We start from the raw sequence: 19,208 nt of genomic DNA, 5'->3' as shown, positions 1-19,208 counted from the left end.
GCCGCCCGCCGGGGCCCGGCTCCGACCGGGCCCCGGCCGTCGCATGGCGCGTGCCCACGCTCATCCGGCGTGCCGGGCTCCGGTCCGGAAGGCCTCGACGCGGTACAGGGCGTCGGGACGTACGTCGGCGACACGGTCGCGCACATCGGTGAGGAGCCAGTCCACCAGCTCCGCGGTGGCGTGGTACTCGCCGTAGAAGCCCATGCTCAGATCGGTGAACTCGGACTCGAACAGCACATCGTCGACGAGGTCCGCCAGTCGGGCGTCGGCAGACGCGGTGCGGATGCCGGTCCATGCGTCAAGCCAGGGGGACAGGCCGCCGGTCGCGACGGTGACGACGGCGAGGGCCGTCCGGACGGGCACGGAGCCGGGGTGGGTGCGCAAGGTGGTCCGCCACCAGGTGTCCCAGACGTCGCGGAGGGCTTCGGTCAGGGGTGCGTCCCAGGTGGTCCAGCCCGCCTGGACCAGGCGGGAGGCGACGAGTTCCTCATCGTTGCCGGACAGGCCGGTGACGACCGGGCGGATGATGCGCGGGACGAATCGACGGTAGAGACGCGGGAAGTCGTCCCAGTGGTCGGGCGTCTTCGCGGCGACCGAGGACACCAGGTCCTCGGATATGCGGTGCAGCGGCCCGGAGAGCAGCGCGAGGTCCTCTTCCCCGTAGCAGTGCAGGCACCCCGTGACGGGGAAGGGCTCCTCGGAGGCGAAGGCGCGGTCGAGGGCGTCGAGGGCGGTCGGGAGCGACTGGGAACGGGACATCGGGACCTGCCGGGAACTCCGTCCGGCTGACCGGCGAAGATCGCAGGCTACCAGGCGGTGCCTGCGGCGGGTGCGGAAACCGTTTGCCGGAGGGACGTGGTGACGCGTCGTCTCCCCCGCTCTCGGTCGGCTTCACCGGCAGCCCTCCGCCCGGTTGCCGGCTCGACGATCCCCGTGCACGCCCCCGGAGCGCCGGGCCGTGCCAAGGCCCATCGCCGCTCGGCGGGCCGGGACATGACCGGACGAGCGAACCCAGCCGGTCCGAAAAGTCACACCAACACCCTTGACACCAAAGGTGCCTTGACCCCCTACTGGCCCTTGCACAGCGAACTTGACAACGTTGTCCAGGCGCAGAAGGGGTGCTCGCGCATATGCAGCAGAGAGCTGCCCGGCACAGATGGCGCTCGTCGGCGGTCGTCCTGGCGACCGCCTTCGCTCTGGCCGCGGCCACACAGCAAGCGGCGGTCGCCGTTCCCGAACACAAGCCGCACGTCGACACCTTCGCGTCGTCGTTCGAGTCGGGCGAACCCGCGCCCGACTGGCGCAACACCGTGGACACCGCCGCGGACGGGTCCAAGCAGGCCTCGGGCGTGGACGGTGGCTACAGCACCGGCATACCCGGAAACCTCAACGACCACGTCACCGACCTCCGCGCGAACGGCGAGTACACCGACTCGGGCGAGGTGAAGGAGAACCTCGTCGATGCCGAGCCCGGCACCAAGTGGCTGGTCTTCCAGCCCACCGGCTGGGTGGAGTTCGACCTCGACGGCCCCGCGAAGGTGGTCACCTACGCGCTGACGTCAGCGAACGACGCGGCCGAGCGCGACCCCAAGGACTGGACCCTGCAGGGCTCCACCGACGGCAAGGACTGGAAGACCCTGGACACGCGCTCCGGTGAGTCCTTCCCGGAGCGGTTCCAGACGAAGTCGTACGACCTCGCGGAGCCCGCCGAGTACCAGCACTTCCGGATCGACATCACCCGGAACAACGGCGCCTCGGGCATCACCCAGCTCGCCGACCTGCAGCTGTCGACGGGCAGCACCGGCGACCCCGTGCCGCAGGACATGCTCTCGCTCGTCGACCGCGGCCCGAGCGGCTCGCCGACGGCGAAGTCGGGCGCGGGCTTCACCGGTACGCGCGCGCTGCGCTACGCGGGCCGGCACACCGGTGACGGCCGGGCCTACTCGTACAACAAGGTGTTCGACGTCGACCTGCCCGTCCGCCGGGACACCGCGCTGTCGTACCGGATCTACCCGTCGATGGCGGACGGCGACCGCGACTACGACGCCACCAACGTCTCGGTCGACCTGGTCTTCACCGACGGCACCTACCTCAGCCGCCTGGGCGCCACCGACCAGCACGGCTTCGCCCTCACCCCGCAGGGGCAGGGCGCGGCCAAGGTGCTCTACGTCAACCAGTGGAACGACGTCGTCTCGCGGATCGGGTCGGTCGCGGCCGGCAAGACCGTCGACCGGATCGTGGTCGCGTACGACTCCCCCAAGGGCCCGGCGAAGTTCCGCGGCTGGCTCGACGACGTGTCACTGGAGCAGCTGCCGCCGCAGAAGCCGAAGGCGCACAAGTCGGACTACGCGCTGACGACCCGCGGCACCAACTCCAGCGGCAGCTTCTCGCGCGGCAACAACTTCCCGGCGACGGCCGTCCCGCACGGCTTCAACTTCTGGACGCCGGTGACCAACGCGGGCACCCTCAACTGGCTGTACGACTACGCCAAGGCGAACAACTCCGACAACCTGCCGACCATCCAGGCGTTCAGCGCCAGCCACGAGCCCAGCCCGTGGATGGGCGACCGGCAGACCTTCCAGGTGATGCCGTCCGCCGCCTCCGGCACCCCGGACACGGCGCGCGGCGCGCGGGCACTGCCCTTCCGGCACGAGAACGAGACCGCCCGCCCCTACTACTACGGCGTGACGTTCGAGAACGGCCTCAAGACGGAGATGGCGCCGACCGACCACGCGGCCGTGCTTCGCTTCACCTACCCCGGTGACGACGCGAGCGTCCTCTTCGACAACGTCACCGAGCAGGCGGGCCTGACGCTCGACAAGGAGACCGGCACCTTCACCGGCTACTCCGACGTGAAGTCCGGGCTGTCCACCGGCGCCACCCGGCTGTTCCTGTACGGCGAGTTCGACGCCCCCGTCACGGAGGGCACGTCGAACGGCGTGAAGGGCTACCTGCGCTTCGACGCGGGCGAGGACCGCACCGTCTCGCTGCGCCTCGCCACCTCGCTGATCAGCATCGACCAGGCGAAGGACAACCTGCGCCAGGAGGTCCCGCAGGGCACCTCCTTCGAGACGGTGAAGTCGCGCGCGCAGAAGCAGTGGGACAGGATCCTGGGCCGCGTCGAGGTCGAGGGCGCCACGCCCGACCAGCTGACCACGCTCTACTCCAGCCTGTACCGGCTGTACCTGTACCCGAACTCGGGCTTCGAGAAGGTCGGTTCGAAGTACCAGTACGCGTCCCCGTTCTCCGCGATGCCCGGCCCGGACACCCCGACGCAGACCGGCGCGAAGATCGTGGACGGCAAGGTCTACGTCAACAACGGCTTCTGGGACACCTACCGGACGACGTGGCCGGCGTACTCCTTCCTGACGCCCGCCCAGGCAGGTGAGATGGTCGACGGGTTCGTGCAGCAGTACAAGGACGGCGGCTGGACCTCGCGCTGGTCCTCCCCCGGCTACGCGGACCTGATGACGGGCACCTCCTCGGACGTGGCCTTCGCCGACGCCTACGTCAAGGGTGTGGACTTCGACGCCGAGGCGGCGTACGACGCGGCCGTGAAGAACGCGACGGTCGTCCCGCCGCAGTCGGGCGTGGGCCGCAAGGGCATGACCACCTCGCCCTTCCTCGGGTACACCAGCACCGACACCCACGAGGGCCTGTCGTGGGCGCTGGAGGGGTACCTCAACGACTACGGCATCGCCGAGATGGGCAAGGCCCTCTACGAGAAGACCGGCAAGAAGCGCTACAAGGAGGAGTCCGCGTACTTCCTCAACCGCGCCCAGGAGTACGTCAACCTCTTCGACCCGCAGGCCGGCTTCTTCCAGGGGCGCGACGCCAAGGGGAACTGGCGGGTGGACTCCGCGAAGTACGACCCGCGGGTGTGGGGTTACGACTACACCGAGACGAACGGCTGGGGCTACGCCTTCACCGCCCCGCAGGACAGCCGCGGCCTGGCCAACCTGTACGGCGGCCGTGACGGCCTGGCGAAGAAGCTCGACGAGTACTTCGCCACCCCCGAGACCGCCTCGCCGGAGTTCGTGGGCTCCTACGGGGGCGTCATCCACGAGATGACGGAGGCCCGGGACGTGCGCATGGGCATGTACGGCCACTCCAACCAGGTGGCCCACCACGTGACGTACATGTACGACGCGGCCGGCCGCCCCTGGGAGACGCAGAAGAACGTCCGCGAGGTGCTCTCCCGCCTCTACACCGGCAGCGACATCGGGCAGGGCTACCACGGCGACGAGGACAACGGCGAGCAGTCGGCCTGGTTCCTCTTCTCCTCGCTCGGCTTCTACCCGCTGGTGATGGGCAGCGGCGAGTACGCCATCGGCTCCCCGCTGTTCACCAAGGCGACCGTCCACCTGGAGAACGGGAAGGACCTGGTCGTCAAGGCGCCGAAGAACAGCACGCGCAACGTGTACGTGCAGGGGCTCAAGGTCAACGGCCGCTCCTGGACGTCGACCTCGCTGCCGCACTCGCTGCTCGCCAAGGGCGGGGTCCTGGAGTTCGACATGGGCCCGAAGCCCTCGTCGTGGGGCACCGGCAGGAACGTCGCGCCGGAGTCGATCACCCAGGACGACGAGGTGCCGGCGCCCCGCGCGGACGCCGTCAAGGGCGACGGCGCGCTGTTCGACAACACCTCTGCGACGGACGCGGCGGTCACCACCGTCGACCTCCCGGTCGACGGACGCACCAAGGCCGTCCAGTACACGCTGACCTCGTCCGCGGACCGCGCCAAGGCCCCCACCGGCTGGACGCTCCAGGGTTCCTCGGACGGCACGCACTGGAAGACCCTCGACAGGCGCTCCGGTGAGTCCTTCACCTGGGACCGCCAGACCCGGGCCTTCTCGGTGCCGAAGCCGGACGGCTACACCCAGTACCGCCTGGTCCTGGACGCCGAGTCGACCCTGGCGGAGGTGGAACTGCTCGCCTGACCCACCGACGACGACAGGGGCGGGCGCGGAGTGGACTCCGCGCCCGCCCTCGTCGTCCACCGCGGGCCGGCGCCCGGTGGAGGCCGACGGCCCGCGGCTCCGCCGGCACCAGGGCGTGCGTCGAAAGTATTTCCGGAGCGGTCGTCGGGCCGCTCCACTACGGTGCAGCCATGGCGAACTTCGTACTCATTGCAGGTGCGCGACTCGGATCGTGGGCGTGGGACGATGTGGTGCCGTACCTGCGTGCGGCCGGCCATGGCGTCCACCCGCTGACGTTGTCCGGCCTCGCCGAGAAGCAGGGCGCACCGGCCGGGCAGCAGACCCACGTCCAAGACATCGTTGATGAGGTCGAACGCCAGGACCTGCACGACGTCGTCCTGGTAGGTCACAGCTACTCGGGTGTTCCGAGCGGTCAGGCCGCCGGTCGGATCGGCGAGCGGCTGGCGCAAGTGGTCTTCCTCGACTCCAGTGTTCCGGCCGATGGTGAACCGTTCGTCTCCGCCTGGCCGGACGGCGGGGCGATGATGAGGACAACGCTCGCCGAGAACGGCGGATTCTGGCCGGTCGCGCCCCCGGCTCACTTCGAGGGCCACGGTCTCACCGATGACCAGATCGCACGGATCGTGGGCGGTTCAACGCCACACCCGGGTGCCACGCTGACCGAAGCCGCTGTGCTGCAAACGCCGCTCGGCGACCTCCCGGCGACGTACATCAAGTGCACGCTCGGTGACCCCGAGCCGAGCGACGATGTGACCAAGCTGCTGACCAGCGGGCGCTGGCGGCTGATGGAGATGGACACCGGCCACTGGCCGATGTTCTCCCAGCCACGCGAACTGGCGCGGATCCTCATCGACACAGCCGGTACGTAACCGCAGTTCCACGCTTGCGGACTCCTTGCCGGCGTCGTTTCAACTGTCTGCTCACAGATCGCGCCACGCGCCGCCGATGAGCACGTGGACCGGCGCGTGGACACCGCCCTCGCGGTGACACGCCGCCGGAGGGGGGGTGGCACCCCGGCGCCGGAGCACCGGGGTGCCACCCTGCGCTGTCAGGGCGCCAGCAGGTTCAGCCAGGTCGCGGACCGCACGGTGGCGTCCGCGGGCAGGCCGCGGGCGGACTGGAAGGAGCGCACGGCGGCGTCCGTCGCCGCGCCGAAGGCACCGTCGACGGTCAGTCCCGCGCCGCGGGTGTTCAGCAGGTACTGCACGGCGGAGACCGCGGGGCCAGAGCCGCCCTGGGCCAGCGTCGTGAAGACCATCGGCTGCCAGGTCGCGGGGCCCACGACGCCGTTGGAGGGCAGACCGCGCGCGGTCTGGAAGGAGCGCACCCCGGCGGCCGTCGTGATGCCGAAGACGCCGTCCACGGCGAGCCCCACCCCGCGGGCGTTCAGCAGGTACTGCAGGGCCCTGACCCGGGTGCCGCTCTGGCCCTGCTGCAGCAGGGGCCAGTCGGGTGCGGGCGTGCCGGCGCCGGTGGGCAGCGCGAAGGGCAGCGGGAGCAGCAACTGGGTGTTGCGGGCGGTCGGTGCCCCGCGCCGCAGGTCGATGCCGCGGGCGACGGACTGGATGTCGTTGGCGGCCAGTTCGCGGGCCAGGGAGGCGAGCGCGGCGGGGGTGCCGGTGTCCCCGCCGTACGACAGCGGGGCGTCCGCGTCGACCATCGTGGTGAAGATCGACAGGTAGCCGCCGCCCTCGGCGATCTCGACGATCCGGGACTGGACGGGCCAGTCGATGTGCGAGGCGGTGTTCACCTCCCAGAAGCCGGCGCTGAGCGCGGAGGTCCAGGCGGGCTTGTGCGCGGTGATGTTGTTGGTGTGGGTGTGGCCGTCCACCATCAGCACGACGTTCGGGAAGCGCAGCAGTTTGTCGCGCAGGTCGGCGCCGCTGTAGGGCGCGTCGCCGTCCGTGTTGTCCATCGAGTCGAGGGTGTGGTGGCAGCAGACGACGATCAGCTTGTCCTTCACCCCGGGCTGGGTGACGACGGTGCCGGGGCCGGTGCCGTTCGCGCGGTCCGTCTCGTAGCGGGAGCTGTTCGCCCGCAGCTGGGCGTCCAGCCACTCCCACTGCGCCTCGTCGAGGGCGCCGTCCGCGCCGCCGTTCGCGTTGGTGGTGTCGAGCACGAGGACCTGGACGAGGTCGGAGGGGCCTGAGGGCACGGTGTAGTAGGCCCGGTCGCTGCCGGAGGTGAAGCCGTGCCCCGCGGGGGTGCCGGTGGTGCGGAAGTGCTCGGCGACGAACTCCCGCCGCTCCAGCAGCCGTCGTGCCGGGTCGGCGGTGACCTTCTCGGTGTCGAGGGTGAAGTCGCCGGTGATGATGTCCGTCAGCAGCTCGATGTAGTAGGCGGGGCCGTTGTCGAGGACGTCGGGGACGCCCTCGATCTGGGTGATCTTCGTGGAGCCGGTGGCGATGCTCTTGAGCGGGTCGAACGGCAGGACGTCCGGCGCGACGTTGCCCTGCACGAGGCCGTCGTGGTTGCCGTAGGCGGCGTACCAGGGCATGCGCAGCCCGCCTGCGGTGAAGGGCCTGCGGGCGGCGGCGAGCAGGCCGGCCACCAGGGGGAAGCCGGCCAGCTCGTTGTTGTCGGCCGGGCTCTGCCGGGCCTGCGGGTGCCAGTAGTGGACGTCGGTGCCGAAGCGCCCGCTGCTCACGCTCTCGTCGAGGGCCGTGCTGCCGGAGTCGGGGGTGACCGTGTTGCCGTCCAGCAGGTCGATGTACCAGCGGGTCTCGTTGTACTGGCAGTTGTCGACCGCGTCCCCGGTGACGACCGTGAAGGCCAGCGGCGCGCCGGTGCGCGGCCCGCGGCCGATCTGCCGGACGGCGCGGCACATCGCGTCGGTGGTCTGGGTGGAGAGGAACTCGTGGGCGCGGTAGGCGGACTCGGTGGGATAGGAGTTGTAGTGCGGGGGGCCGTAGTCGGCGAGCCGGTCCAGGCACTCGACGCGCAGCGGTGACTGGTCGTCGACGATGTGCAGGTCGGACATCTGGGCGAAGGCGAGCAGCGAGCGGGTCACCGTGGGCGCGGTGACGTTGGCCAGGTCCTTGCGGACGAGGTGGGGCTCGCCGGGCCCCGCGACGATCCCGCGGTAACCGGACCCGAGGTCCGGGCCGCGCAGCAGCGTGCGGTCCAGGGTCGACAGGCCCGGTGCGGAACCGTCGCCTGCGGCGGTGGTCCGCGGGGCGGCGGCCGCGAGGCCGGCGAGTCCGCCCGGGGCGACGGTGGCGGTCACCACGCCCACGGCGCTCGCCGTCAGCATTCTTCGGCGCGTCAGAGACATTCCGCATCCTGTTCGGTCGTCAGCCGCCGTGCGCGGGCAGCACGGCATGGCGAGGGGGGACGAGGGGAGGCGCGCGAACCACCCGGTCGTGGAGCGGTGGACCGGGCCCGCCAAGCCTGGCAAAGGGAGGGCCCGGACCGCAAGGAGTGGTTCAGCCACTCATCCACTTTCTGACTGACCCACTGTCCGGTGGCGGCCAGGGAGGGCATGACGCGACCCCGTACGGGCGCACACGGCCGTACGGGGTCGCGAGAGGGGGCCGGACGGGCCGGGCCCGGGTACGGGGAGGCGGACGGGTCAGCTGTTGGCGTTCAGCACGGGGTAGTAGCCGCTCGCGTGGCCCCTGGCGGTGGGGTGGTAGGACTCCCAGCTCGGCGAGACGACCAGGGAGTGCAACCAGTCGTCGCCGGAGCAGAGTTCGTGGCCGTTGAAGGTGCCCCGCACGTCGCCGAAGACGAAGCCGTGGGCGGCGGCCCTGGCCGCGATGACGCCGTCGAGGACGTCCGCGGCCTCGTCGATCTTGCGGTGCTTGGTGTCGGAGAGGCCGACGCACAGGACGTTCAGGGTGTACACGCGCGGATAGCCGAGGACGACGACCTTGGCGTTGGGGGCCTTGGCCCGGATCGCGTTGTAGGTGGCGTCGAGGCGGGCGGGCAGGGTGTTGCGGGCGTAGTTCTCCGCCTGCGCGACCCGGTTGACGCAGTCGGTGTCGGAGCCGATCACACAGGTCGTCATGACGTCCGAGAAGCCGGCGTCGTTGCCGCCGATGGTGAGGGACACCAGACCGGTGGAGGCGTTCAGCGGGCCGAGCTGGTTGTTGGTCACGTCCGTGGTCACCGCACCCGAGCAGGAGGTGTCGGCGAACGAGGAGGGGGCGTGGGCGTTCTTCCAGAGGTACGGGTACGCGCTGAGACTCCGGTGGCAACTGCCGCTCGCGCTGTCGTAGTTGCCCGCTCCGTTGCCGGCGGAGTACGAGTCCCCCAGCGCGACGTAGGCGGGTCCGGCGGCGTGCGCCGGGGTGGACCACAACAGGCCGAAGGCCAGGGTGACGATCAGGGTGGTCAGGGCCGACAACGACGTGGTGCGTCTCACGGAACCTCCCTGGGCGGGGAATTGACTACCACTTGGTAACCCCCGGCCCACCCCGCTGGGAAGTGTCCATGACAATGGAATGTTAAAATTTCTCCGCGCGTAGATCGTTGTTCGGATCGCCGTGGCCCGCCGGCCGGAGCGGCGCGGGTCCGGCGGTGGCAGGATGCTTGCGACAGCAGTCAGCCACGCCACCGGGCGCGAGAGCCGGAGGAGACCCGTTGAGCCGCGCGAAGAACCACCACGTCGTCGTGCTGGTGCTGGAGGGCGCCAAGCCGCTCGACGTCGGCATCCCGGCGCAGGTGTTCTCCAACCGGCCGAGCATGCCCTACGAGGTGCGGGTCTGCGGCGCCGCGCCCGGGCTGGTGACCGGCGGCGACGGGCTGTCGTACCACGTGGCCGAGGGCCTCGAGGCCGTCGAGCACGCCGACACCGTCTTCATCCCCGGCTACCGGGAGCCGGCCGGCACCGAGCCGCCCGCGGCGGTCGTCGGCGCACTGATGGCGGCCCACGAACGCGGCACCCGGCTCGCGGCCATCTCCACCGGGGCGTTCGCGCTGGCGGCGACCGGGCTGCTGGACGGCAAGCGGGCCACCACGCATTGGCACTACACGAAGGCCCTCGCCGAACGGCATCCGCTGGTGCGGGTGGACGAGAACGTGCTGTTCGTGGACGAGGGCGACGTACTCACCTCGGCCGGGGCCGCGTCCGGCATCGACCTGTGCCTGCACCTGGTGCGGCGGGACCACGGGGTGGGACTGTCCAACCACGTGGCACGGCGTCTGGTGGCCGCGCCCTACCGCAGCGGCGGCCAGGCGCAGTACGTCCCCCGGAGCGTGCCCGAGCCGCTCGGCGACCTGTTCGCGGGCACCCGCGAATGGGCCCTGGCACACCTCGCCGAACCGCTGACGCTCGACATGCTCGCGCGCAACGCGAAGGTCTCGGCGCGCACCTTCTCCCGGCGGTTCGCGGAGGACACCGGCTACACGCCGATGCAGTGGGTGCTGCGCGCCCGGGTCGACCTCGCCCGGGAACTGCTGGAACGCACCGACCTGGGCGTGGAGCAGATCGCCGACCGCGTCGGCCTCGGCACCGGGGCGAACCTGCGGCTGCACTTCCACCGCATCCTCGGCACCTCCCCCACGGAGTACCGGAACACCTTCTCCGCCTGAACGGTCCGGACGGCGCGGGTGACCCGGACGGCCCCGGTGGCCCTGCTGGCCCCCCCTGGCGAGATCCTTGCGGGGCGTGGCGAAAGGTATGGCGGGATGCTTGCGCACGCTGTCGTTCAGGCCACTACCGGAGGGACGTCCCGCTGCCGACCATGAAGACGGCAACGAAAGGAACCCCTCATGACCCGCATCGCCGTCAACGGATTCGGCCGCATCGGACGCAACACCCTCCGCGCCCTCGTCGAGCGGGGCAGTGACCTCGAAGTGGTCGCGGTCAACGACCTCACCGCACCCGAATCCCTCGCGCACCTGCTCAAGTTCGACAGCTCCCTCGGCCGGCTCGGCCGCACCGTCGAGGTGGACGGCTCCGACCTGGTCGTCGACGGCCGCCGGATCACGGTGCTCGCCGAGCGCGAGCCCGCCAAGCTGCCGTGGGCCGAGCTGGGCGTCGACGTCGTGCTGGAGTCCACCGGCCGCTTCACCTCGGCGGACGCCGCCCGCGCGCACCTGACCGCCGGCGCCAAGCGGGTCCTGGTCAGCGCCCCGTCCGACGGCGCCGACGTCACCCTCGCGTACGGCGTCAACACCGAGGAGTACGACCCGGCCCGGCACGTCATCGTGTCGAACGCCTCGTGCACCACGAACGCCCTGGCCCCGCTCGCCTCCGTGCTGGACGACCTGGCCGGCATCGAGCACGGCTTCATGACCACGGTGCACGCCTACACCCAGGAGCAGAACCTCCAGGACGGTCCGCACCGCGACATGCGCCGCGCCCGCGCCGCCGGCGTGAACATCGTGCCCACCACCACCGGGGCCGCCAAGGCCATCGGCAAGGTGCTGCCGAAGCTCGACGGCAAGCTCTCCGGCGACTCGATCCGCGTGCCCGTGCCGGTGGGCTCGATCGTCGAGCTCAACACCACCGTCTCCCGCGAGGTCACCCGCGAGCAGGTGCTGGACGCCTACCGCGCCGCCGCCGAGGGCAAGCTGAAGGGCATCCTCGACTACGCCACCGAGCCGCTGGTCTCCAGCGACATCACCGGCCACCCGGCCTCGTCGATCTTCGACGCCGCCCTCACCCGCGTCGACGGCCGCCACATCAAGGTCGTGGCCTGGTACGACAACGAGTGGGGCTTCTCCAACCGCGTCGTCGAGACCCTCGAACTGCTCGCCCGCGCCTGAGCACCGGCCGGGGGCGGGCGGAAGGCGCCGGCCCCCGGCCGCCCCCGGCCGCCCCCGGTCAGGAGAAGGGCCGGTACCAAGGCCGCTTCGCCGGAGGCAGCCGCCGCGCGAAGAAGGCGGCCACGACGGCCTGCTGGTCCTCGTCGAAGACCCTCCTGGGGAAGAACCCCGAGGCGCCGTTCACCTGGCGCAGGTACCAGAAACCCGCATGCTCCCGCACGTCGCGGTAGGCGTCCCAGCCGACCTCCGCCCGGGAGACGGCGGTGCGCAGCGTGAAGGTCTCCTCCGTCAGCCGGACGGACCACGGTTCGGAGAACTGGCCGGCGATCCTGCGGACCGCGAGCCGGACGGCGACGACCTCCAGGAAGAGCGGCAAGCCGATCCCGTAGTAGATCAGCCACGTCTTCGGCTCGTCCGAGAGCAGGGTCAGCGCGCCCACCAGGACCATGAGAACCCCGATGACCGCGACCCCGCGGACGGCGGGGGAGTTGCGGATCGCCCTGCGGTACTCCCGCCCCGTCATCTGGAACGTCGCACTCACATCCATGACCGGGGAACCGCCTTCGTGGAGGATGACGGGCCCGCCGCCCGAACGCCGAGAGGCTACCGGGCAGCCCGGACGTGTCCCGCGCCGGGGGGATAGGATCACGCGCCGTGGCGACCCCGAGCTTCATCGACTGCTGCGCCGAGCCCGAACTCGCCTGGGTGCGGACGCTGTACGAGTCCCACCACGACCAGGAGTCGCTGCTGAGCTGCACGGGCTGCCGCGCCTTCTGGTTCCACCGCTTCCACGGGTTCATCGACTGGTCCGGTGGCGGCGACGACCTGACGACGTGGTACTCCCGGCTCACCCCCGAAGAGGGCGAACGCCTCCGGGACGTAGCCGACCCGGCCGCCGAGGACCTCTCCTTCCTCCGGACCCGCCCGAGCTGGATGGACGACGCCCGCGGCCCCCGCCAGGTCGCCGGCGCCCCGGACCATCCCCACGGCTGACCGCCCGCCTCGGCAACCGGCCCCGGGCCGCAGGGCAACGCGCGGCCGCGCAGGCGCCGCATCCGGATCGCCGGATGCGGCGCCGGGGCGGCCCGGGCGGGCGTCAGCGCCCGAGGAGGAAGCGGTGCACGGCGCGGCGGCCCTCGTCGCTCGCGGCGCGGCTCTGGACGGAGTGCGCGGCGCCGCGGACCACGACGACCTGGGCCCGCGGGGTCAGCTCCTTCTGGTCGTGGAGCCATTCCAGGGGCGTCGACAGGTCCCGGTCGCCCCCGAGCAGCAGCACCGGGACCCCGGGGAGGCGGCGGTGGGCGGCGGGCAGGGGCGGGGCCGGGGTGCGGGGCCAGTCGAGGCAGCTGAGCATCGACCCGAGGCCGGTCGCGGTGGCGGCGTCGAACGGGCCGTGGTCGGCCGGGGTGAGTTCCGCGCCCGCCTTCTCCAGCGCGGCCCGGCGGCCGGCGACCGGGGCGTCCGAACGGCCCCACGGATAGCGGCCGTCCAGGCACAGCGTCGAGGCGTGGAGTCCCTGGCTGAGTTCCTCCGCGCTCGCCGCGCTGCCCTGCCGTACGCCCTGGATGAGGCCGTTCAGCAGCCCGGGGTCCCCCTCGGCGGCCTGGTGGAGGGCGTCGATCATCTCCGCGTAGTCCGGGTCGACGAACTCCCAGGTGGTCAGGGCGTCCAGCACGTCGACGCCGTTGCCGTAGGTGTCCACGACCTCGGCGAGGTCGGCCGCGGGGTCGGTGGTGCAGCCGATGCTCTCGCACGCCGCCGTCAGCACCCGCGGCGCGGCCCGCATGGCGGCGAGGTCCATCGGGTCGTAACCGGTCTGCGGCACCACGGAGTCCAGCACCATGCGGGCCACGCGCCCCGGGTGCGCGAGGGCGTACCGCTCGGCGGTGTAGGTGCCGTACGAGACCCCGTCGAGGGTCAGCTTCCGCACACCCAGCGCGCGGCGGAGCAGTTCGAGGTCGGCGACCGTGTCGCCGGTGCTGTAGAAGCGGCGGTCGGGGCCCACGGCCGCGGCGCAGTCCCGTACCGCGTCCGCGGTGGGCGGTGTGAGGTCGGACGACCCCATCTGCTCCTGCAGTCCCGGGCATTGCAGGGCGTTGCCGCCGGTGCCGCGCTGGTCGATCATGACGAGCCGGTAGTCCTCGAGCACCGGTCCGAGGGCGTCGGCCATCCGCTCCACGAAGGGGACGCCCGGCTGCCCGGGACCACCTGTGAGGAACAGCAGGACGCCCTTGGGGGCGTCCGCGTTGTCCGCCACGGCGACCTTCAGGCCCAGCCGGCCCCGCGCTTCGCCACTGTGGTCCAGCGGCACCGTCAGCGTGGCGCAGCTGAAGCCCTCCAGGCCGGGGCAGGCCGCGGCGCCGGAGAGCCCCCCGCTCCCCCCGGGCGGCCCCGCGTCGCCCCGGCCCTGGGCCGACGACGTGCAGGTCCCCGACACCATCAGCAGGCCGGCGGCGGCCAGTGCCACCGCGGCCCGTGCTCCGGACCTCCGCGTCCCCCGGGCCGTTCCGGCCCCGCGCATCGCCCGCATCGCACGCACCCCCGCCTTCCGGTGATCTCGGTGTCCCCTGCCGTCCGTCGGGCATCAGACTGCGCCAAGGGGGCTCGCGACGGCGAGGGTCCGTGCCACGATTCGAGCACGTTCGAAAGCACCAGGGGTGAGGGGCGGCGGGGCACAGGATGATCGAACTGACCGTGGACGCCGCCGGGTTGGCCCGGTCCCACTTCGCGGTCTCGCCGCTGCACGAGGTCGCGGCGACGCTGCTGCCGTGGGGCGTGCGCCCGGCCCCGGAGGCCGATCCGTGGGTGGCCCGCGCACGCCGGGTGCTGCGCCGGGCCAGGCTGCCGCTGCTGTCGGAGCTGGCCCTCGACGGGGGCGGCTACGTACCGGACTTCCTCAGCCCGCATCCGTCCGGCCCCTCGCCCACGGTCGAGGAGGAGCTGGACCGGGTGCGGGCCACGCCGCCCGACCGTGTCCTCGGCGAGCTGGCGGCGCTGCGCCACGGCCGTCCCCGCAACGGGCTGGCCGGGGCGGAGCTGCCGCCCGGGGTGCGGCGCGCCATGGCGCGCGGCGGCGGGCACGTCGCCCGGCAGGTCGCACAGGAGCTGGGCCGGTACTGGGAGCTGGCCTTCGCCCCGCACTGGCCCGACGCGAAGGCCGCCCTCGACGCGGAGGTCGACCGGTGCGCCGGGGGTGCTGGCCCGGCACGGCGCCGCGGGGCTGTTCAACTCCCTGCACCCCGGCATCGGCTGGGCCGGCGGCACGCTGCGCGTCGACAGCCGCTTCACGGTGGGGGTCGCCGTTCCGCTGGTGATCGTGGTGCCGTCGCTGGTGGCGGCGGGGCCGGGGGTGATCGTCGACCCGGTGCCCGGCGGACGGCGGCCGCCGATGGTGGCCTACCCGGTACGGGACCGTCCGGCCGCGCCGGTGCCGCCGTCCGCCGAGCTGGCCCGGCTGCTCGGCCCCACCCGTGCGGGGCTGCTCGGGGCGCTGGCACGGCCGGCGTCCACCACGCAGCTCGCGGCGCGCCACTTCCTGAGCGCCGCCACGGTCTCGTACCACCTGGGCGTGCTGCACCGGGCCGGTCTCGTGACCCGTTCCCGCGCGGGGCGGACGGTGCTGTACCGGCGTACACCGGCCGGGTCGCGGCTGACCGGGAGGGGCTGACGACGGGCTGACGGGGAGGTCCGGCATCGCGAGGGCCCCGGTGACCCCGGGCCCCGGCCCGCGCGCCGGCGGTCCGGGGCCCGGCCGGTCGGCCGGTCGGCCGGTCAGGCCGTGACGGTCTCCACGGGCAGCGCGAGGTCGAGGTCGACCAGACGCTCGTCGCCGGTGTGCGTGGCGGCCGAGGCGAGGGGTCCGTGTCCGGCCGCGAGGGCGGCCACCACGTACGGGCCCCCGGCCGGCACGGCGAGCGCGTAGCTGCCGTCCTCGGCGGTGAGCGTCGCGCCGGCCTGCCGGCCGCGGCGGTCGATCAGGGTGACCTTCGCGCGGGCGACGGGAGCGCCCCCGGCGCCCACCACCCGGCCGCGGAAGCCGCGCAGGACCTGCTCGGCGGGTGCCGGGCCCGCAGCCGCCTCGCCGCCGGCGGCCCGCAGCTGCAGACCGGTCCGCCGGCCGGGCAGGCCGAGGGCGAGGAGCAGGCCGACGAGGACGGCGCCGGTGGCGATGAGGAACGAGAGGCGGAAGCCGTGCATGGTCGGCAGGGCGACGCCGTTCACGTGCTGGGCGCTGTTGGCCAGCACCATGCCGATCACGGCGCTGGACACCGAGGTGCCCACGGACCGCATGAGGGTGTTCAGGCCGTTGGCCGCGCCCGTCTCGGAGGCCGGCACCGCGCCGATGATGAGCGCGGGCAGCGAGGAGTAGGCCAGGCCGATGCCGGCGCCGAGGATCACCGAGGTGAGGACCGTCTGCCAGACGGCGTCCATCAGGCCGAGGCCGCCGCCGTAGCCGGCGCCGATCACCAGCAGGCCGATGATCAGCGTGGTCTTCGGGCCGTAGCGGGCGGACAGCCGGGCGTAGACCGGCGCGGTGAACATCATCGTCAGGCCCAGGGGGGCCACGGCCAGACCGGCGACCAGCATGGACTGACCGAGGCCGTAGCCGGTGGCCGCGGGCAGCTGGAGCAGCTGCGGCAGGACGAGCGAGACGACGTAGAAGCTGACGCCGACCATGATCGAGGCCAGGTTGGTGAGCAGCACCTCGCGGCGGGCGGTGGTGCGCAGGTCGACCAGCGGGGCCTTCACCCGCAGTTCCATCAGGCCCCACAGCAGCAGGACGACGGCGGAGGCGCCGAAGAGTCCGAGAGTGGTGCCGGACGTCCAGCCCCAGTCGCTGCCCTTGGTGATCGGCAGCAGGAACAGGACCAGGCCGGTCGACAGGCCGAGCGCGCCGGGCAGGTCGAACGAGCCCTTCGCGCGCATCGGGGACTCCGGCACGACGGTCAGCGCGAGGACGATGGCGAGCACGCCGAGGGCGGCCGCGGCGTAGAAGAGCGCGTGCCAGTTCGCGTGCTGCGCGATCAGCGCCGCGCCGGGCAGCGCGAGGCCGCCGCCGACGCCGATGGAGGAGCTCATCAGGGCCATGGCCGAGCCGAGCCGCTCGCGCGGCAGCATGTCGCGCATCAGCCCGATGCCGAGCGGGATGGCGCCCATGGCGAAGCCCTGCAGCGTACGGCCCACGATCATGGTGAGCAGCTGGCTGGTGACGGCGCTGATCACGGCGCCGACGACCATGACCGAGAGGCTGCCGATCAGCATCCGGCGCTTGCCGTAGAGGTCGCCGAGGCGGCCCATGATCGGGGTGGCGACGGCGCCCGAGAGCAGGGTGGAGGTCAGCACCCAGGTCGCGTTGCTCGGGGCGGTGTCCAGCAGCTGCGGCAGGTCCTTGATGACCGGGACGAGCAGGGTCTGCATGACCGCGACAACGATGCCCGCGAAGGCGAGTACCGGGACGACCGCCCCACTGGCTCTCCGGGCGGGCAGGTCGGTCGTCGTGGATGTCATGGGGTGGGGCCTCCGGGCAGAGGTCGGGACCGTGGTGGTGGTCACGTGTGCGGTGTACGCGAGGTGCAACCCCGTATGCCGAGGCAACTATTCCGCCGCCCGGAAACCATAAAACATGCATTTGACCGGCTTATTTGGCCCAGGTGCCGATGTACCCGGATCCCTCACGTCACGGCAGCCCCATCTGTGATCGCTCTGTGATCTTCCTGTGCACAACGGTGCGCGTGCCCGGGAGGTCTGAAGGGCGTGAGCCCGAAGCGGCGCACCCCTCAGACTTCGACATCCGGCCTTCGACACCCGACAAGGAAACATTGATGAGACGTCCCGTCCGCAGATCCGTCTCACGGACAGCGATCGGTCTCGTGGCGGCCGTCGCCCTGGCCGCGGGGTTCGGCTCCGCCGCACCCGCCCTCGCCGACGACGGCGCCCCACTGCCGGTCACGATCACCGGCGAGAGCCACGTGGACCTGTCGCTCCAGGGCGACGACGACGATCCGAGCCAGCCGCAGGTCGTCCTGCGCCTCGCCGCGCCCGGCAGCGACGAGCCGGACGACGACGGGGTGGTCCCCGTCGTCCACCAGGGCCCGTACACCATCAAGATCGACGCCACCGGCCTCGAGGGCGTCGCCGCCGTGAAGCTGCCGTGCGACCCGACCGGCCTGACCGCCGTCTGCGAACGCAACGAAATCAACGCCGGGGAGGCCTACAATCGCATCGGCGGCATCCGCCTCGACATCGACGCCGACAGCGCGGCCGGGGACTTCGGCACGATCAAGGTCACCGGCGAGGGCGAGGGCGTCGACTTCGCGCCGCTCACCATCGACGTGCTGGTCGGCGGCCCCGAGCTGCTGGGTCGCAAACTCTCCGAGCCCAAGGGCTTCGCCGCGGGCGACACCTACGAGGCGCCGGTCGGCTTCCGCAACGTCGGAGGCATGGCGGCCGACGGCACCGTGCTGCACTTCCACGGCTCGCGCGGGCTGAGCTTCCCCGACAGCTACGGCAACTGCGCCTACAAGCACACCACCGAGGGGTCGCTGCTCTACCAGGGCACCGACGCCATCTGCACCTTCCCCGGCACGTACAAGACGGGCACCGCCTACACCCTGACCGAACCGCTGAAGGTGAAGACGGCTGCGTTCGCCCTCAGGGACGGCTTCAGCTACGGGTTCTCCGCGGTCGGCGCGAAGAAGGCCGAGGCACTGCTGAAGAACGACGGCTACACGCCGGGTACCGGCGCGCCGCTGACCCTCGAGGAACTCCCCGGCGCCTCCGCGGGTGACTACACGCGGTACGCCGATCTCGACCTGCCCAGCGGCAACACCTACGACCTGGTGCTGACCGGCGCCTCCGCCCAGGGCAGGGCCGGCGACACGGTGAAGGCGGAGATCGGCTTCCGCAACGACGGACCGGGCTGGATCAGCGCGCTGCGCAGCGGTGGTGAGCCGATCGGCTTCACCGTCGCCGTCCCCGAGGGCGCGAAGGTGACCAAGGCTCCCGAGAGCTGCAACCTGACCACCATCGAAGAGGGCGTCAAGGGTTACCTGTGCTGGGTGGGGACCCCGCTGCTGGAGGACGCAAAGCTGAGCTTCCCGTTCGAGCTGCACATCGACAAGGTCGTCAAGAACGCCAAGGGCAAGGTCTCCCTCCCCAGGTGGAACGACCCGGCCGAGACCGAGGACTCCAACAACACGGCGTGGATCGTCCTGAACGCCACCGGCGGCGGCGACGGTTCGCAGGGCTCCTCCGGCGGCCCGTCGGCCACCCCGAGCCCCAGCGCGTCGGACGACGACGCGCCGGGCTCCGGCGGCACCTCCGACGGCGGCAGCTCGTCCACCGGCGGTGACTCCGACGGCGGCGGCCTCGCCTTCACCGGCGCCGGCGGCGCACTGCTCCTCGGCGGCGCCGGCCTGCTGGCCCTCGGTCTGGGCGCCGTGGTCATCGTCGTCGTACGGCGCAGGAGCGCCGCCTGACGGCACCGCAGTCCACACCACGGCCGCCGCCACCCTCCGGGGCGCGGCGGCCGTCGTCGTACGGGGTGACGCGGGCCCG

The 19,208-nt window shown here is 72.2% G+C and carries 13 protein-coding genes; 7 read left to right on the top strand and 6 right to left on the bottom strand.

All coding sequences use genetic code 11. The features are described from left to right. Positions 1-60: 60 nt before the first annotated feature. Positions 61-759 carry a hypothetical protein gene (locus ACFZAU_RS04095; protein WP_500550973.1) on the bottom strand — a complete coding sequence of 233 codons (699 nt, stop codon included), beginning with the start codon at positions 757-759 and terminating at the stop codon, positions 61-63. 371 nt (positions 760-1,130) lie between these two features. Between ACFZAU_RS04095 and ACFZAU_RS04090 the strand changes: the two genes are divergently transcribed. Beyond that, positions 1,131-4,937, top strand: a complete 3,807-nt coding sequence (locus ACFZAU_RS04090) for a GH92 family glycosyl hydrolase (RefSeq protein ID WP_500550972.1) — start codon at positions 1,131-1,133, stop codon at positions 4,935-4,937. 170 nt (positions 4,938-5,107) lie between these two features. Beyond that, on the top strand, positions 5,108-5,806 hold the full coding sequence (locus ACFZAU_RS04085) for an alpha/beta fold hydrolase (protein ID WP_500550971.1): 699 nt from the start codon (positions 5,108-5,110) through the stop codon (positions 5,804-5,806). A gap of 179 nt (positions 5,807-5,985) precedes the next feature. On the opposite strand, the gene ACFZAU_RS04080 is transcribed toward ACFZAU_RS04085, so the two are convergent. Together ACFZAU_RS04080 and ACFZAU_RS04075 are read right to left on the bottom strand one after the other, a co-directional pair. Further along, positions 5,986-8,211 carry a TIGR03767 family metallophosphoesterase gene (locus ACFZAU_RS04080; protein WP_500550970.1) on the bottom strand — a complete coding sequence of 742 codons (2,226 nt, stop codon included), beginning with the start codon at positions 8,209-8,211 and terminating at the stop codon, positions 5,986-5,988. Between the two features lie 297 nt (positions 8,212-8,508). Then, entirely contained in the window at positions 8,509-9,303 is a 795-nt protein-coding gene (locus ACFZAU_RS04075) for an SGNH/GDSL hydrolase family protein (protein WP_500550969.1), read from the bottom strand. A gap of 218 nt (positions 9,304-9,521) precedes the next feature. Between ACFZAU_RS04075 and ACFZAU_RS04070 the strand changes: the two genes are divergently transcribed. Together ACFZAU_RS04070 and gap are read left to right on the top strand one after the other, a co-directional pair. Further along, positions 9,522-10,472: a GlxA family transcriptional regulator gene (locus ACFZAU_RS04070; RefSeq protein ID WP_500550968.1), complete on the top strand. Its 951-nt coding sequence runs from the start codon at positions 9,522-9,524 to the stop codon at positions 10,470-10,472. A gap of 180 nt (positions 10,473-10,652) precedes the next feature. Then, positions 10,653-11,651, top strand: coding sequence for a type I glyceraldehyde-3-phosphate dehydrogenase (gene gap / locus ACFZAU_RS04065; RefSeq protein WP_500550967.1), 999 nt, complete (start codon positions 10,653-10,655; stop codon positions 11,649-11,651). Positions 11,652-11,709: 58 nt separating this feature from the next. Here gap and ACFZAU_RS04060 read toward each other — a convergent pair whose 3' ends face one another. Then, positions 11,710-12,198: a YcxB family protein gene (locus ACFZAU_RS04060; RefSeq protein WP_500550966.1), complete on the bottom strand. Its 489-nt coding sequence runs from the start codon at positions 12,196-12,198 to the stop codon at positions 11,710-11,712. A gap of 107 nt (positions 12,199-12,305) precedes the next feature. On the opposite strand from ACFZAU_RS04060, the gene ACFZAU_RS04055 reads away from it, so the two are divergent. Beyond that, the gene (locus ACFZAU_RS04055) at positions 12,306-12,644 is read left to right on the top strand and encodes a hypothetical protein (RefSeq protein ID WP_500550965.1); all 339 of its coding nucleotides are present in this window, start codon (positions 12,306-12,308) and stop codon (positions 12,642-12,644) included. Positions 12,645-12,747: 103 nt separating this feature from the next. Here the strand turns inward: ACFZAU_RS04055 and ACFZAU_RS04050 are convergent, their stop codons facing one another. Then, the gene (locus ACFZAU_RS04050) at positions 12,748-14,118 is read right to left on the bottom strand and encodes an alpha/beta fold hydrolase (protein WP_500550964.1); all 1,371 of its coding nucleotides are present in this window, start codon (positions 14,116-14,118) and stop codon (positions 12,748-12,750) included. Between the two features lie 726 nt (positions 14,119-14,844). Here ACFZAU_RS04050 and ACFZAU_RS04045 point away from each other — a divergent pair. Next, entirely contained in the window at positions 14,845-15,318 is a 474-nt protein-coding gene (locus tag ACFZAU_RS04045) for an ArsR/SmtB family transcription factor (RefSeq protein WP_500550963.1), read from the top strand. A gap of 104 nt (positions 15,319-15,422) precedes the next feature. On the opposite strand, the gene ACFZAU_RS04040 is transcribed toward ACFZAU_RS04045, so the two are convergent. Then, complete coding sequence (locus tag ACFZAU_RS04040; RefSeq protein WP_500550962.1) at positions 15,423-17,159, bottom strand: MFS transporter; 1,737 nt, start codon at positions 17,157-17,159, stop codon at positions 15,423-15,425. 314 nt (positions 17,160-17,473) lie between these two features. On the opposite strand from ACFZAU_RS04040, the gene ACFZAU_RS04035 reads away from it, so the two are divergent. Further along, positions 17,474-19,129 carry a hypothetical protein gene (locus tag ACFZAU_RS04035; RefSeq protein WP_500550961.1) on the top strand — a complete coding sequence of 552 codons (1,656 nt, stop codon included), beginning with the start codon at positions 17,474-17,476 and terminating at the stop codon, positions 19,127-19,129. Positions 19,130-19,208 lie beyond the last annotated feature (79 nt).

Origin of the sequence: Streptomyces sp. NPDC008238 (assembly GCF_042956445.1) — a bacterium.
GTDB lineage: Bacteria > Actinomycetota > Actinomycetes > Streptomycetales > Streptomycetaceae > Actinacidiphila.
The sequence above is the reverse complement of the archived record's forward strand: the minus strand, read 5'-3'. Positions and strand labels throughout refer to the sequence as shown.